This window comes from Vibrio jasicida 090810c (genome assembly GCF_002887615.1).
GTDB lineage: Bacteria > Pseudomonadota > Gammaproteobacteria > Enterobacterales > Vibrionaceae > Vibrio > Vibrio jasicida.
In genome coordinates this window covers 1,128,925-1,143,080 of record NZ_CP025792.1, presented here as the reverse complement: position 1 = coordinate 1,143,080, position 14,156 = coordinate 1,128,925, and the positions used below count along the sequence as shown (strand labels likewise).

The following is a 14,156-nucleotide window of genomic DNA, read 5'->3' as shown; positions in this document are numbered from 1 at the left end:
AAACGTAATAAACCCGCTCATAGGCGGGTTTATTTTTCTCTTCATAACACTAGAAGGTAAAGCCAGTGTTATGAGAGCAAATGGTTTTGTCTTTCCGACAGCGCTCTAGTTATTTGGCTTGGGCTTCTATTGGAACAACGCTGCTAGCGTGTGAGCCCTTTGGACCTTTTTCAATCTCGTATGAGACTTGTTGGCCTGCTTTCAGTGTACGATAACCGTCCATTTGGATAGTTGAGTAGTGGGCAAAGATGTCTCCTTCCTCTTCATCTGAACAGATAAACCCAAATCCTTTGGCATTGTTAAACCACTTTACTGTACCTGTAGCCATGCTTTTACATCCCTCATGCATTTTTTACTGATGTTGTTACAACACCAAGCCATACCTTTAGCTTGGTCTCATTGCTAGCGTTCACTAACACACGTCGAGTTGGGCACTTCCATATTCATCAAATTGTTAGAAATCCAACAAATTCAAAATGAGGATTTATGCATCAACACTTTCCACTGTAGTCAATGAATTCTGACAGTCAATAGTCAAAGGCAACAATCAGAAACATTATTGAAAACAAATCACTTTTGAGATTAACAATTTTGCAAAGTGTTTCTGCCGCATGCGTAAGCTTTTAGTTAAAAGGACTGCAAGGTGTTGATATAGGGGGGAGGCATACTAACCAAGTTGATTACATTAGAAGATTCTACTGAATGAATAAAAAATGATGTTTTCGTGATAAATAACCGATTATCAACCATTAAATGTGATCTTCTTTCTTATCGGAGCACTAATTAATATAAGTGAAGTGAGTCGAAATTTGGTAAACACAACCGCAAAAATAAGCATGTGTTGGGATAAAAATCTTTTATTTGCGCCCCTGCCAGAGGTGAATTAATCTCTATGTAAGGGCATAAATTTTATCTATCAAAGTCCAATTAGGTGCCACATCTCACTACACCGCATGGCATGCTTATGGTAGATTGTTTTTATAGGTTAAAAACATCAACCCTTTGATACGATATCTTTGAATTGCCATGAGTAAAAATTTTGAATGGGTGACTCCAGACTCTGATCTTCTGGAGCGAGAAAGTACGAAAGTTCAGCCACCTAAGCTGTACAACGTAGTTCTAAACAATGATGACTACACACCTATGGATTTCGTCATAGAGGTACTTGAGCGATTCTTCTCGCATGATATTGATAAAGCAACGCAAATCATGCTCAAGATCCACTATGAAGGAAAGGCAATCTGTGGCACATATAGCGCAGAGATTGCTGAGACAAAAGTAGCGCAAGTGACGATGTACTCAAGGGAAAATGAGCATCCGCTACTATGTACTATGGAGCAAGCGTAATAAGAAGACTTGCTCGAGCAACCAAAGTTGTTCTTTCGGGAGGTACTTATGCTAAATAAAGAACTAGAATCAAGCCTTAACGGTGCATTCGCTCGTGCACGTGATAAACGCCACGAGTTTATGACTGTCGAACACCTCCTACTTGCATTATTGGAGAATGATGCAGCTAAGGAAGCCCTACTAGCCTGCAAAGCGGATCTTGACGCTTTGCGCAACGAACTCGATATTTTTATCGACCAAACAACGCCACTCATCCCAGAAAGTGACGAGACGCGCGAAACCCAGCCGACATTGAGCTTTCAGCGTGTACTTCAGCGCGCCGTTTTCCATGTACAGTCGTCTGGTCGTAGTGAAGTGACCGGTGCAAATGTACTTGTTGCCATCTTTAGTGAGCAAGAATCTCACGCTGCTTATCTATTGAAGAAGAACGACATCTCTCGTTTAGACATCGTTAACTTCATTTCCCACGGCATCACAAAAGCTTCGGGTTCTAATGAAGACCCATCTTCGTCTGACTCCTTTGGCTCAGAAGCGCCAGAAGAAACGAATCCAGAAGAACGATTGGAAAGCTTTGCGACTAACCTAAACCAAGTCGCGAAAGCTGGTAATATCGATCCACTCATCGGGCGAGATAAAGAGCTAGAACGTACTATTCAAGTTCTTTGTCGCCGACGTAAAAACAACCCGTTGCTAGTCGGTGAAGCAGGCGTTGGTAAAACAGCAATCGCTGAGGGTCTAGCTTGGAGAATTGTTGAAGGCCAAGTACCAGAAGTGATTCAAAACAGTGTTATCTATTCTCTAGATATCGGCTCTTTGCTTGCTGGTACAAAATATCGTGGTGATTTCGAGAAACGCTTTAAGTCAGTCTTGAAGCAGCTTGAGAAAGAAGAAGACGCGATTCTGTTTATTGATGAAATTCACACCATCATTGGTGCAGGTGCAGCTTCTGGTGGTCAAGTTGATGCAGCGAACCTAATCAAACCTCTGCTAAGTAGCGGTAAACTGCGTTGTATCGGTTCGACAACTTACCAAGAGTACAGCAACATCTTTGAAAAAGAGCGCGCGTTGTCTCGCCGTTTCCAAAAGATCGATGTCGTAGAGCCATCGCTGGACGATACGACGAAGATCCTAATTGGTTTGAAACCAAAATACGAAGCGCACCATGAGGTCCGTTACACCAACAAAGCGCTACGTGCAGCGGTTGAGTTATCGGCAAAATACATCAATGAACGTCATTTGCCAGATAAAGCGATCGACGTGATTGATGAGGCGGGTGCACGCAGCCGTTTAGCGCCGGCGAGTCGTCGTAAGAAGACGGTTGGCGTTGCAGACATCGAATCCATGGTTGCGAAGATGGCGCGTATTCCAGAGAAATCTGTGTCGTCGTCTGACAAAGACATTCTGAAGAACCTTGATGACAAGATGAAGATGCTGGTCTTTGGCCAAGACAATGCGATTGACGCACTGTCAGAGGCGATCAAGCTATCTCGTGCTGGTTTAGGCGTTGATAACAAGCCTGTTGGTTCATTCTTGTTTGCCGGTCCAACTGGGGTAGGTAAAACAGAAGTGACGGTTCAGCTTTCTAAGCTATTAGGCATTGAGCTTCTTCGTTTTGATATGTCTGAGTATGGTGAACGTCATTCTGTGAGTCGTCTGATTGGTGCACCCCCAGGTTATGTTGGTTACGATCAAGGTGGTTTGCTGACTGATGCGGTGCTAAAACACCCGCACTCAGTGGTTCTGCTTGATGAAATCGAAAAAGCACACCCAGATATCTTTAATTTGCTGCTGCAAGTCATGGATAACGGTACGCTAACAGATAATAACGGTCGCAAAGCGGATTTCCGTAACGTGATCCTTGTTATGACAACCAATGCTGGTGTAGCTGAAACTGAGAAGAAATCGATCGGCCTGATCCAACAGGACCACAGTCATGACGCGATGGCGGAAATTAAGAAGGTGTTCACACCTGAATTCCGTAACCGTCTAGATAATATCATTTGGTTCAATAGCCTAGACGAAACAGTCATTCATCAAGTTGTTGATAAGTTCATTGTTGAGCTTCAAGTACAATTAGATGCTCGCGGCGTATCAATGGAAGTGTCTCAAGACGCTCGCCATTGGTTGGCGGATAGAGGCTATGACAAAGCGATGGGAGCTCGTCCTATGGGGCGTGTTATCCAAGAGCAGCTTAAGAAACCTCTGGCAAATGAACTGTTGTTTGGCTCACTTGTAGATGGTGGAACAGTGAGAGTAACGCTTGTGAAAGACGAGCTTAAGTTTGAATACCTAAGCGAGAAAGAAGCAGCACTTCACTAATTCTCTGTTGAAATCTATGTTAAAAGCGTGCGCCTAGGTGTGCGCTTTTTTGTGTTTGCAAGAATGGAGCAAGCCTGTGGAGTGTATTGAAACTCCCAAAAGTAAGCTTGGTATTGAGAGCAAAAAACAGACAATAAAAAACGGAGCTTTGAGCTCCGTTTTTTATTGTATTCGAAAATCAGAGATTAACGAGCACGGAAGACGATGCGGCCTTTAGATAGGTCGTATGGAGTCATCTCTACAGTTACTTTATCACCAGTAAGGATACGGATGTAGTTCTTACGCATCTTGCCAGAGATATGTGCAGTCACAACGTGACCGTTTTCAAGTTCAACGCGGAACATAGTGTTTGGTAGAGTGTCAAGCACAGTGCCTTGCATCTCAATTACGTCTTCTTTAGCCATTTAATCCTCTTTAGAAATTAGGCGGTATTAGCGCGCTTATTTTGCCGCTAAACAGTAATTATGTAAAGTTGGGGCGTATTCTACCCTTGCCAACGCTGATTTACTAGCCTTTGGTGTCGTTGAAAGCGAGTTTTGTAGTTCATTGCCGGACATTCATCGATTTGATAGCCCAAATAAAGCCAATGTTTGTTCTGTTGCTGGCAAAACTCAATCTGATACAACACAGCTAACGTACCGAGAGATAAGGAAAAATCAGGGTCATAGAAGGTGTAAAAGGCGCTTGAACAATTCTCCATTATGTCGGTAACTGCGACGGCGATTAATTGCCCAGAATCCGTATATAAATGGAGAAAACCCGTCTTCAACCAAGTCGTTTGCGCAAATCTTGCGAACTCATCTTCTTTCGGTGGATACATAGTGCCATCTTTGTGGCGTTTACAAATATATCGACTGTATAAATCGAACCATGCATCATCGAGCTCAGATTTCATTTCCCATTGAATGGTCTTCGCTTTGTTCAATAAACGCTTTTGGCTTTTAGAATGGATGAAATCGGGCACAGCAATCCTTATCGGCTGACAAGCATTACACTGCTCACAGTGAGGTTTGTAAATCGTGTCGCCACTGCGACGAAACCCATTGGCCATGAGTATTTGGTAGTTCTGGGCGCTGTGTAAACTAGGATCTAGCGCAACTGCGACGCGCTCTTGGCGCTCCGGTAGGTAGCTGCATGGGTGATTGTTGGTCAACCCGATACGAATTTGTTGAAGATCCGTGCTCATGATTCAGCGCCTTGCAAAGTTTGTGGTTCGAACGTTTCCAAATTAATTTTCTTATCCCTTAAAGATAGTAGTGTTTGTACGAAATCGTCACGCTCTAGTTCAAAGGCTCCAAGGGATCGCAGGTGAGGGTTCATCACCTGACAATCGATTAATTGGCCTTGGTTTGACGCCAAATGTTCGCATAAATACCACAATGCAACTTTAGAAGCGTTGTCTTTGAGACTGAACATCGACTCACCACAGAAAAGTTGGCCGACGCTGATACCATACAACCCCCCGACCAATTGATCATCGTGCCATACTTCTACTGAGTGGCAGTGTCCTTGCTTGGCAAGCGCAATATAGGAAGCTTGCATCTCCGGATTGAGCCATGTTTCTTTCGCTGGACGGGTAGAAGCGCACAATTCAATTACGTGCTCGGTTGCATTGTTTAGCGTTACTTTATACTGTTGTTTACGCTGAAACTTTTTAAGGCTCTTTGATGGAGTGAAAGTTGCTGGGTCAAAAACCGCTCTCGGAGATGGACTCCACCATAAGATTGGTTCTCCAGGCCCATACCAAGGGAAGATTCCTTGATGGTAACCCGTTAGGATCCTTTGAGGATTGAGATCGCCCCCAAATGCTAACAAGCCATTTGGGTCGTGTAGGGCCTCATAGGGAGAAGGGAAGGCAAAAGAGTCATCAAGTTCAGTTAAATAAATAGCCATAAAGAAGAGTTTACCAACATCAAAGCCTATAGGAATGAAATATGAGCAGAGCAATACTTAGCGCAAAACGATGGGCATGGATCATACTGTTTTTACCATTTTTCGCCAATGCAGCTTATGAAAGAAATGTCGCAAAACCAGTGAATCAAGTGGTGTATGGCAAGGTTGATTCTGTGCGATACATTACTCAACAAGAAGTTAAACAGTCGCAAAGCAACGGTTGGGAAACACTACTCGGTGCGACCATTGGTGGCTTAGTTGGTAACCAGTTTGGTGGTGGTACAGGTAAAGAAGTCGCAACCGCAGTTGGCGCGTTGGCAGGTGCGGCCGTGGTCAAAAACCGTAATAACTACGAATATACGGTTGAATATAAATTGGTTGAATTACTGGTCAAGGTAGACGGCAACAAGCTAATTAATGTGATTCAAGACGTGGACAATAGTATGTTGTTTAACCGCGGTGACGATGTGCGAATCCTATATTTTGACGACGGTGTAAGGGTCGATATCGCTTATTAAGCTGACGTTAGCATACTAATTTTTGAACTGACTAATTATTCAAAAATTAGCATGGATTTACTCTGGTTTTGTGTTGGTTTTTTCGTTAGTCTGAATTCACGAAGAATTGTTTAGCTCTCTAATAAAATCGAAAGAGGGCACAAAGGATTATCTACTTTCAATGGAAAGCCTAACGTTACAACCTATCAACAAAATTCAAGGGGAAGTGAATCTTCCTGGATCGAAAAGCGTTTCTAACCGAGCTCTGCTTCTCGCTGCCCTTGCAAAAGGCACGACTCGTTTGACCAACCTTCTAGATAGCGATGACATTCGCCATATGTTGAATGCACTGACCAAGCTTGGTGTGCATTACCAACTGTCTGAAGACAAAACAGAATGTGTTGTAGAAGGTCTTGGTCGTCCATTTTCAGTTTCTGAACCAGTAGAGCTATTTCTTGGTAACGCGGGGACAGCGATGCGCCCGCTTGCCGCAGCATTGTGCCTTGGACATGGTGAGTATGTTCTGACTGGTGAACCTCGTATGAAAGAGCGTCCGATCGGTCATCTAGTGACAGCCCTTCAAGCGGCTGGTGCAGACGTTACTTACCTAGAAAACGAAAACTACCCACCACTGAAAATCGTCGGCACTGGTCTTAAATCTGGTTCTGTATCGATTGATGGTTCGATTTCTAGCCAATTTTTAACGGCATTTTTAATGTCAGCGCCTTTGGCTGAGGGCGAAATTCGCATCAATATTGAAGGCGAATTGGTTTCAAAGCCTTACATCGATATCACGCTGCATATCATGAAGCAGTTTGGTGTAGAAGTGATCAATAACGACTACCAAGAGTTTGTTATTCCTGCTGGTCAGCAATACATTGCGCCGGGTGACTTTTTGGTCGAAGGTGATGCATCATCCGCTTCTTATTTCTTGGCTGCAGCAGCGATCAAAGGTGGTGAGGTCAAAATCACTGGCATTGGTAAAAACAGCATTCAAGGCGATATCCAATTCGCTGACGCACTGGAGAAAATGGGTGCGGAAATCGAGTGGGGTGAAGACTACGTCATTTCTCGTGTTGGTCAATTGAAAGGCATCGATATGGACTACAACCATATCCCAGATGCAGCAATGACAATCGCAACGACTGCATTATTCGCTGAAGGTACAACCGCGATTCGTAACGTGTACAACTGGCGCGTAAAAGAAACTGACCGTCTATCTGCAATGGCAACTGAACTTCGTAAAGTCGGTGCAGAAGTGGAAGAGGGTGAGGATTACATCATCGTTAAGCCCGTACCACAGCTTACGCATGCGGCGATTGACACCTACGATGATCACCGTATGGCGATGTGTTTTTCTCTGGTGGCGCTAAGCGATACACCTGTGACGATTAACGATCCTAAGTGTACGTCAAAGACATTCCCTGACTACTTTGATAAGTTGAAAGCACTGAGTTGTTAACTCACTTATTGAAAGAAAAAAGCCAGAGTGGATACTCTGGCTTTTTTGATGAAATTTCAAAAGCTTATTTACTTAGTGTGAACTCTTTTGAAAGATGATGCGCTAGGTATTTAAACATATTGAATACCGCAGTGGTTTTGGGGGTCGGTAGGCCTTTATCGTCTAGAAAATACTCACCTTTAAACACCAAAACATCGTCTTTTTCTTCTACGCTTGTGGCACGCATTCCTTCGATAAAATCCTCGTGCTCTTGGATGATTTGGTTTGCGATCAACAGGAGGTCGAATTTTTCAATGTGTTTTCTATCAGACATAGCGTTCTCGTCATTCAATGAAACTTAATTGGCCGCAGTATACCTACAATTGCCGTGGCTTTGCAGAGGTAAATTTGTGATTACGTGTTTGCTACAAAGCACACATTAATATAGAAGAAAAACCGCAAAGCATTCTCATATGCTAATGATGCTTATTTCGCTGTCATGATCTAAGGTTACGTTCTGATAGCGAAAGAAAAAATATTTTGTGATGAGAGACAAAATTTATTGAATTCGACTAGCGGGCAGAAACTTTGCCTGCTTAGTATATGCCGCTCAAGACCTTTTGCAGAACCCTGCCTTGTTAAAGTATAAAGGCGATGAATTGTCAACCAATCGGATCTGAATTTCAAAAAAGCAGTTGATCTTCTTTTCATCTCGCACAATAGTAAAAAAAGAAGCAATGAAATAGAACATTATGCGGGTAGGCTCTTTTTGGAGTTTTCACCCGCATTATTATGAAGGACGTTAGAGTCAGTTATGGGTAAATCGCTCGTTATAGTGGAGTCACCAGCCAAGGCTAAGACGATAAACAAATACCTTGGTAAAGACTTTATTGTTAAGTCTAGTGTTGGTCACGTGCGTGATCTGCCTACGGCCGGTCAAAGCACTGGTGAGAAAAAAGCCGCGGCAATTTCTACGAAAGGAATGAGCCCGGAAGAAAAAGCGCGTGTCAAAAAAGAAAAAGACCGTAAAGCTCTGATCAAGAAAATGGGGATTAACCCATATCATGACTGGGAAGCGAACTATCAAATCCTTCCGGGTAAAGAAAAAGTCGTTAGTGAACTGCAAAAACTAGCCAAAGATGCTGATCACGTCTATCTCGCAACCGATTTGGACCGCGAAGGGGAAGCTATCGCATGGCACCTTCGTGAGATCATCGGTGGCGATGAAGAGCGATACAAACGTGTAGTTTTTAACGAGATTACAAAGAATGCTATCCAACAAGCTTTCCAGACTCCTGGTGAATTGAATATGGATGGCGTGAACGCGCAGCAAGCACGTCGTTTCATGGACCGCGTAGTAGGTTTCATGGTTTCTCCATTGCTATGGAAGAAAGTGGCGCGTGGTTTGTCTGCGGGCCGAGTGCAGTCAGTGGCTGTTAAGCTATTGGTTGAACGTGAGCGCGAGATTAACGCATTTATTCCAGAAGAGTTCTGGGATATTCACGCAAACACTCATACCAAAGATAAGACAGCATTTAAGTTGCTCGTGGCGCAAAAAGAAGGCACTGCATTTAAGCCTGTGAATGAGGCTGAAACTAAAGCTGCAATGTCTGTACTTGAAAACGCAAGCTACGAAGTGTGTAAGCGTGAAGACCGCCCGACGAAGAGCAAACCGTCTGCGCCTTACATTACGTCGACATTACAGCAAGCGGCAAGTACACGTCTTGGCTACGGTGTGAAGAAAACCATGATGCTCGCTCAGCGTTTGTATGAGGCGGGTTACATAACTTATATGCGTACCGACTCGACAAACCTGAGTTCAGAGGCGGTGGATGCGGTTCGTGGATTTATCGGTTCAGAATTTGGTGACAAATACCTTCCAGCTAAACCATTAACTTATGGCAGCAAAGAAGGTGCACAAGAAGCGCACGAAGCGATTCGTCCTTCCGATGTTGCGGTGAAAGCAGAAGACCTACAAGGTGTTGATGCAGATGCGCATAAACTGTACTCGTTGATCTGGAACCAATTCGTTGCCTGTCAAATGACACCAGCAGAATACGATTCGACGACCATCAGCGTAAAAGCAGCGGAATACACGCTAAAAGCGAAAGGCCGCATTCTGAAGTTCGATGGTTGGACTCGTGTTCAGCGTCCAATGGGCAAAAATGAAGACACGATTCTTCCTGCGGTCCAATTGGGTGATAAGCTAAACCTTGAGTCTCTTGACCCGAAACAACACTTCACAAAGCCACCTGCGCGCTTTACTGAAGCTGCTCTAGTTAAAGAGTTAGAGAAACGTGGCATTGGCCGACCTTCAACCTACGCATCAATCATTTCTACGATTCAAGATCGTGGTTACGTAAAAGTTGAACAACGCCGCTTCTACGCAGAGAAGATGGGTGAGATCGTGACAGACCGCCTAGATGATAGCTTCAACGATCTAATGAACTACGACTTCACTGCACGTATGGAGCAAAAGCTTGACCAAATCGCAGAAGGTGAGGTGAAGTGGAAATCGGTTCTTGATAACTTTTTCACTGACTTTACTGGTGACCTAGAACAAGCAGAGCAAGACGAAACTGAAGGTGGCATGAAGCTGAATCACATTGTGATGACAGATATTGAGTGTCCGACATGTAGCCGTCCAATGGGTATTCGTACCGCTTCAACGGGTGTATTCCTTGGTTGTTCTGGTTATGCATTGCCACCGAAAGAACGTTGTAAGACAACGATCAACTTGGGTGATGAAGACGGTATCATCAATGTTCTTGAAGAGGACGTTGAAACAGCGGCACTGCGTGCTAAAAAGCGTTGTCCTATCTGTGAAACAGCGATGGATGCGTATCTAATCGACGATAAGCGCAAGATGCATGTTTGTGGTAATAACCCGAACTGTGAAGGCTACATCGTTGAACACGGCGAGTTTAAGGTGAAAGGCTACGATGGCCCAGTTGTCGAGTGTGACAAGTGTGGCTCTGACATGGTGCTTAAGAACGGTCGTTTCGGTAAATACATGGATTGTACGAGTGAAACGTGTAAGAACACTCGTAAGATTCTGAAAAATGGCGAAGTTGCGCCACCGAAAGAAGACCCAGTTCATTTCCCTGAACTGCCATGCGAAAACTCGGATGCGTACTTTGTTTTGCGTGATGGTGCTTCTGGCTTATTCATGGCAGCAAGTAACTTCCCTAAATCGCGTGAGACTCGTGCACCGTTAGTGTCAGAACTAGCACGCTTTGAAGAGCGTTTGCCTGAGAAGTTCAAGTACCTAACGACTGCGCCAGTTGCTGACCCTGATGGTCGTCCGACAGTGGTTCGATTTAGCCGTAAGAGCAAAGAGAACTATGTGCGAACGGAAGACGATGGCAAACCAAGTGGCTGGACTGCACTTTACATTGACGGTAAATGGGAAATCACCGACAAACGTAAAAAAGCCAAAGCATAATTAATGGTTCAAATGAAATAAGGCAGCGAATTCGCTGCCTTATTTTTTTCGTAAATTCCTACTGTTTTATAAGTTATATCAATACGACTCACTTCAACTCCCTGCATTTTTATTTTCATCTTCCGGTCATAGTTTCATCGTATCCTGTCGCAAAACTGCACTTGTGTAGTCAATCGGTTTGTAAATTGTTTTCACAATGTAATCGTTTGCGTCCCGTTGTGTGATCAAGATATCGTCTTGAGTAAGTAACATCTGTATGTCACACAGAATGGCGTATTTAAAATTGTAATTTAGTTCCAGTTCGATAACTTATTACACAAATAATGCAACTGTATGCTGCTATTTGGTGCTGAGAATAAAAAATAAATAAGGTGCCTGCATAGAGGATGTGCAATAGCTTTTTTTGTTTATACCGCGAGAGCTCAGAGAAGCCCATCGGTATGGATGTACTAACGTGTTCGCTTGACTCCCCGAGTCCTGCTCACCTCAAACGAACACTAATTCCAAGCTATAACTATATATGGAGAACAACGAATGGCTGGTGTTTTGGGAATGATTCTTGCTGGCGGTGAAGGCTCTCGTCTGAGACCTTTAACGGAATCCCGCAGTAAACCTTCGGTCCCTTTCGGCGGAAGTTACCGACTTATTGATTTCGCTTTGAACAACTTCGTGAATGCGGATCTGATGCGCATTTATGTCCTCACTCAATTTAAGTCTCAATCTTTGTTCCATCATATGAAGAAGGGTTGGAACATCAACGGTATTACCGATCGATTCATCGACCCAATCCCAGCACAAATGCGTACGGGTAAGCGTTGGTATGAAGGTACGGCGGATGCTATCTATCAAAACCTACGTTTTATGGAGCTTGCTGAGCCTGACCAAGTTTGTATTTTTGGTTCTGATCACATCTATAAAATGGACATCAAACAGATGTTGAACTTCCACAAAGAAAAAGAGGCATCGTTGACCGTTTCAGCATTACGTATGCCTTTGTGTGAAGCATCGCAATTTGGTGTTATTGAAGTGGATGCCGAAGGTCGTATGGTCGGTTTTGAAGAGAAACCAGCACAACCTAAATCAATCCCGGGCGATCCAGAACATGCACTCGTTTCCATGGGCAACTACGTATTTGAAGCCCAAGCACTATTTTCTGAGCTGATTGAAGATGCGGATAATGAAGCGTCTTCACACGACTTTGGTAAAGACATCATTCCTAAGATGTTCCCACGTGGCGACGTGTTTGTTTATGACTTCAGCACAAACCGTATTACTGGTGAAAAAGAAGAAGTTTACTGGCGTGATGTCGGTACTATTGACGCGTACTGGCAAGCTCATATGGATTTGTTGGAAAAAGACGCCCCGTTTTCTCTCTACAACCGCAAATGGCCACTGCACACTTACTACCCACCATTGCCGCCTGCAACGTTTACCGACTCAGTTAATGGCCGAGTTCAAATCATCGACAGCTTAGTATGTAACGGGAGTTACGTGCGAGGCTCAAGAATTGAAAAATCGGTACTGGGTTTCCGCAGCAACATCGCTTCTGCGTGTGACATCAGCCAAAGTATTTTACTTGGTGATGTTAAGGTCGGTGAAGGATGTGTACTTCGTCGCGTGATTGTAGACAAGGATGCCGACATTGCACCTGGTACGCAAATTGGTGTAAATCTACAAGAAGATAAAAAGCACTACCACGTGTCAGAAGATGGCATTGTTGTGATTCCAAAAGGAGCAAGAGTTGGCTACTAACAATTTGTCTGTACTGTTTGTAGCGTCTGAAGTCGAAGGACTGATAAAGAGTGGTGGCTTGGCTGATGTAGCCAAGGCACTGCCAGAAGCCCTTCAAAACCTTCAGCAGGATGTACGAATTACAATTCCAGCTTACACAGCTATCGAGCGACTAGCGGACGCCGAGTTGGAATTAGTTACCGAGTTAGCGCACTGGCCGTATACGGCATACAAAGTGTTGAAGCTAAACCTTGGTGATAATCCGGTCTATTTGATTGATTGCCCTCCGTATTTCAATCGTCCGTCAATGTACGCTGAAAATAACCAAGCTTACACGGATAACGGTGAGCGCTTCGCGTTTTTTAGTGCAGCGTGTCTAGATATGTTGCCAAAACTTGGTTTTCAACCAGATATTGTGCATGCCAACGATTGGCATACTGGTTTAGTCCCATTTTTGCTTAAACATCGTTATGGTAATGAAGCATTTTTTGCCAAGACTCGCAGTGTAATTTCCATTCACAACGCAGTCTTTAAAGGGGTATTTAGCTACGATGACGTCCAGTGTTTACCTGAATTTCACAGTCGAAATGTTCCTGATGCCGCGGTAAGCGCAACGCACATCACGATGCTCAAAGCAGGGGTGATGAACGCGGATAAAATCAATGCGGTAAGCCCAACCTACGCTGAAGAGCTTAAAACAGAACTTGGCAGCCATGGTATGGCGTGGGAATTCCAGCAACGCGCAGGTGATCTTGTTGGGATTTTAAATGGTTGCGATTACGGAACATGGAACCCTGAAACCGATTCTAATCTTCCGTTAAATTACAAAGCGAACCGTCAAAGCATGGTCCGTGGCAAAAATGCATGTAAAAAAGCGCTACAGCAAAGGCTGGGGATTGAAGAATCAGACAACGCCATGTTCGGTATGGTGTGTCGTCTAACGCAACAGAAAGGTGTGCATTACCTGCTGCCTGCATTAGCTGATTTCCTTAAGCATAATGTTCAACTCGTCGTTGTTGGCACTGGTGATCCTGTTCTTGCTGCACAGTTAAGAGACGTAGCCGCACAATTTGCGAGTAAGTTTGTTTTTGTAGAGGCTTACGATAACGAGCTAGCACATTTGGTTGAGGCAGGCTCGGATTTCTTCTTAATGCCTTCTGAATTTGAGCCGTGTGGTTTGAACCAAATCTACAGCATGGCCTATGGCACTTTGCCAATCGTTCGTGGGGTAGGTGGCTTGAAAGACAGCGTGAATGACTACGATGTGGATCCAGCTGATGCAACGGGCTTCGTTTTCTATGAGCCAACACCGCAAGGTCTATTACTGACAATGTTGAGAGCACTTCTTCTTTACGCACAAAATGTGACAGAAGTGAGACGTGTACAACTTCATGCTATGCAAAAAGACTTTTGTTGGCGAAAAGCTGCAGAAGAGTATTTGCAACTGTATAGGGCTGCGTTAAATTGACGCAAAATCTTTAAA

The 14,156-nt window shown here is 44.1% G+C and carries 12 protein-coding genes; 7 read left to right on the top strand and 5 right to left on the bottom strand.

What is annotated here, in order from left to right; all coding sequences use genetic code 11:
• Positions 1–109: 109 nt before the first annotated feature.
• Positions 110–328, bottom strand: a complete 219-nt coding sequence (gene cspD, locus C1S73_RS05375; RefSeq protein ID WP_038866741.1) for a cold shock domain-containing protein CspD — start codon at positions 326–328, stop codon at positions 110–112.
• A 698-nt stretch (positions 329–1,026) separates the two neighbouring features.
• Between cspD and clpS the strand changes: the two genes are divergently transcribed.
• Both clpS and clpA read left to right on the top strand, forming a co-directional pair.
• On the top strand, positions 1,027–1,347 hold the full coding sequence (clpS, locus tag C1S73_RS05370) for an ATP-dependent Clp protease adapter ClpS (protein WP_005427554.1): 321 nt from the start codon (positions 1,027–1,029) through the stop codon (positions 1,345–1,347).
• A gap of 48 nt (positions 1,348–1,395) precedes the next feature.
• Entirely contained in the window at positions 1,396–3,666 is a 2,271-nt protein-coding gene (gene clpA, locus C1S73_RS05365) for an ATP-dependent Clp protease ATP-binding subunit ClpA (RefSeq protein ID WP_038866743.1), read from the top strand.
• 185 nt (positions 3,667–3,851) lie between these two features.
• Here the strand turns inward: clpA and infA are convergent, their stop codons facing one another.
• The 3 genes from infA to aat form a co-directional block, all read right to left on the bottom strand.
• Positions 3,852–4,070, bottom strand: a complete 219-nt coding sequence (gene infA / locus C1S73_RS05360; RefSeq protein ID WP_001040192.1) for a translation initiation factor IF-1 — start codon at positions 4,068–4,070, stop codon at positions 3,852–3,854.
• An 80-nt stretch (positions 4,071–4,150) separates the two neighbouring features.
• Positions 4,151–4,852, bottom strand: a complete 702-nt coding sequence (locus C1S73_RS05355) for an arginyltransferase (RefSeq protein WP_038866745.1) — start codon at positions 4,850–4,852, stop codon at positions 4,151–4,153.
• A complete protein-coding gene (aat, locus tag C1S73_RS05350) occupies positions 4,849–5,559 on the bottom strand; it encodes a leucyl/phenylalanyl-tRNA--protein transferase (RefSeq protein ID WP_038866747.1) in 711 nt (236 codons plus the stop codon). Before aat ends, C1S73_RS05355 begins: the two co-directional genes overlap by 4 nt.
• Positions 5,560–5,600: 41 nt before the next feature.
• Between aat and C1S73_RS05345 the strand changes: the two genes are divergently transcribed.
• Both C1S73_RS05345 and aroA read left to right on the top strand, forming a co-directional pair.
• A complete protein-coding gene (locus C1S73_RS05345) occupies positions 5,601–6,077 on the top strand; it encodes an outer membrane lipoprotein (RefSeq protein WP_038866750.1) in 477 nt (158 codons plus the stop codon).
• A gap of 160 nt (positions 6,078–6,237) precedes the next feature.
• Positions 6,238–7,518, top strand: coding sequence for a 3-phosphoshikimate 1-carboxyvinyltransferase (aroA, locus tag C1S73_RS05340; RefSeq protein WP_038866752.1), 1,281 nt, complete (start codon positions 6,238–6,240; stop codon positions 7,516–7,518).
• A gap of 64 nt (positions 7,519–7,582) precedes the next feature.
• Here aroA and C1S73_RS05335 read toward each other — a convergent pair whose 3' ends face one another.
• Positions 7,583–7,831 (bottom strand): YciN family protein, encoded by a 249-nt coding sequence (locus C1S73_RS05335; protein ID WP_038866754.1) that lies wholly within the window; start codon positions 7,829–7,831, stop codon positions 7,583–7,585.
• 480 nt (positions 7,832–8,311) lie between these two features.
• Between C1S73_RS05335 and topA the strand changes: the two genes are divergently transcribed.
• The 3 genes from topA (at position 8,312) to glgA (ending at position 14,141) form a co-directional block, all read left to right on the top strand.
• Positions 8,312–10,942, top strand: a complete 2,631-nt coding sequence (gene topA, locus C1S73_RS05330) for a type I DNA topoisomerase (RefSeq protein ID WP_038866755.1) — start codon at positions 8,312–8,314, stop codon at positions 10,940–10,942.
• A gap of 534 nt (positions 10,943–11,476) precedes the next feature.
• Positions 11,477–12,694: a glucose-1-phosphate adenylyltransferase gene (glgC, locus tag C1S73_RS05325; RefSeq protein ID WP_038866756.1), complete on the top strand. Its 1,218-nt coding sequence runs from the start codon at positions 11,477–11,479 to the stop codon at positions 12,692–12,694.
• A complete protein-coding gene (gene glgA, locus C1S73_RS05320; RefSeq protein WP_038866758.1) occupies positions 12,684–14,141 on the top strand; it encodes a glycogen synthase GlgA in 1,458 nt (485 codons plus the stop codon). The genes glgC and glgA overlap by 11 nt, the downstream gene beginning before the upstream one ends.
• The last annotated feature ends 15 nt before the right edge of the window (positions 14,142–14,156 follow it).

Bases quoted from the DNA above. Each gene is read 5' to 3' on its own strand.
- C1S73_RS05335 (WP_038866754.1), bottom strand. From the start codon at position 7,831: ATGTCTGATAGAAAACACATTGAAAAATTCGACCTCCTGTTGATCGCA.
- clpA (WP_038866743.1), top strand. From the start codon at position 1,396: ATGCTAAATAAAGAACTAGAATCAAGCCTTAACGGTGCATTCGCTCGT.
- clpS (WP_005427554.1), top strand. From the start codon at position 1,027: ATGAGTAAAAATTTTGAATGGGTGACTCCAGACTCTGATCTTCTGGAG.
- glgC (WP_038866756.1), top strand. From the start codon at position 11,477: ATGGCTGGTGTTTTGGGAATGATTCTTGCTGGCGGTGAAGGCTCTCGT.
- C1S73_RS05345 (WP_038866750.1), top strand. From the start codon at position 5,601: ATGAGCAGAGCAATACTTAGCGCAAAACGATGGGCATGGATCATACTG.
- C1S73_RS05355 (WP_038866745.1), bottom strand. From the start codon at position 4,852: ATGAGCACGGATCTTCAACAAATTCGTATCGGGTTGACCAACAATCAC.
- cspD (WP_038866741.1), bottom strand. From the start codon at position 328: ATGGCTACAGGTACAGTAAAGTGGTTTAACAATGCCAAAGGATTTGGG.
- aat (WP_038866747.1), bottom strand. From the start codon at position 5,559: ATGGCTATTTATTTAACTGAACTTGATGACTCTTTTGCCTTCCCTTCT.
- aroA (WP_038866752.1), top strand. From the start codon at position 6,238: ATGGAAAGCCTAACGTTACAACCTATCAACAAAATTCAAGGGGAAGTG.
- topA (WP_038866755.1), top strand. From the start codon at position 8,312: ATGGGTAAATCGCTCGTTATAGTGGAGTCACCAGCCAAGGCTAAGACG.
- infA (WP_001040192.1), bottom strand. From the start codon at position 4,070: ATGGCTAAAGAAGACGTAATTGAGATGCAAGGCACTGTGCTTGACACT.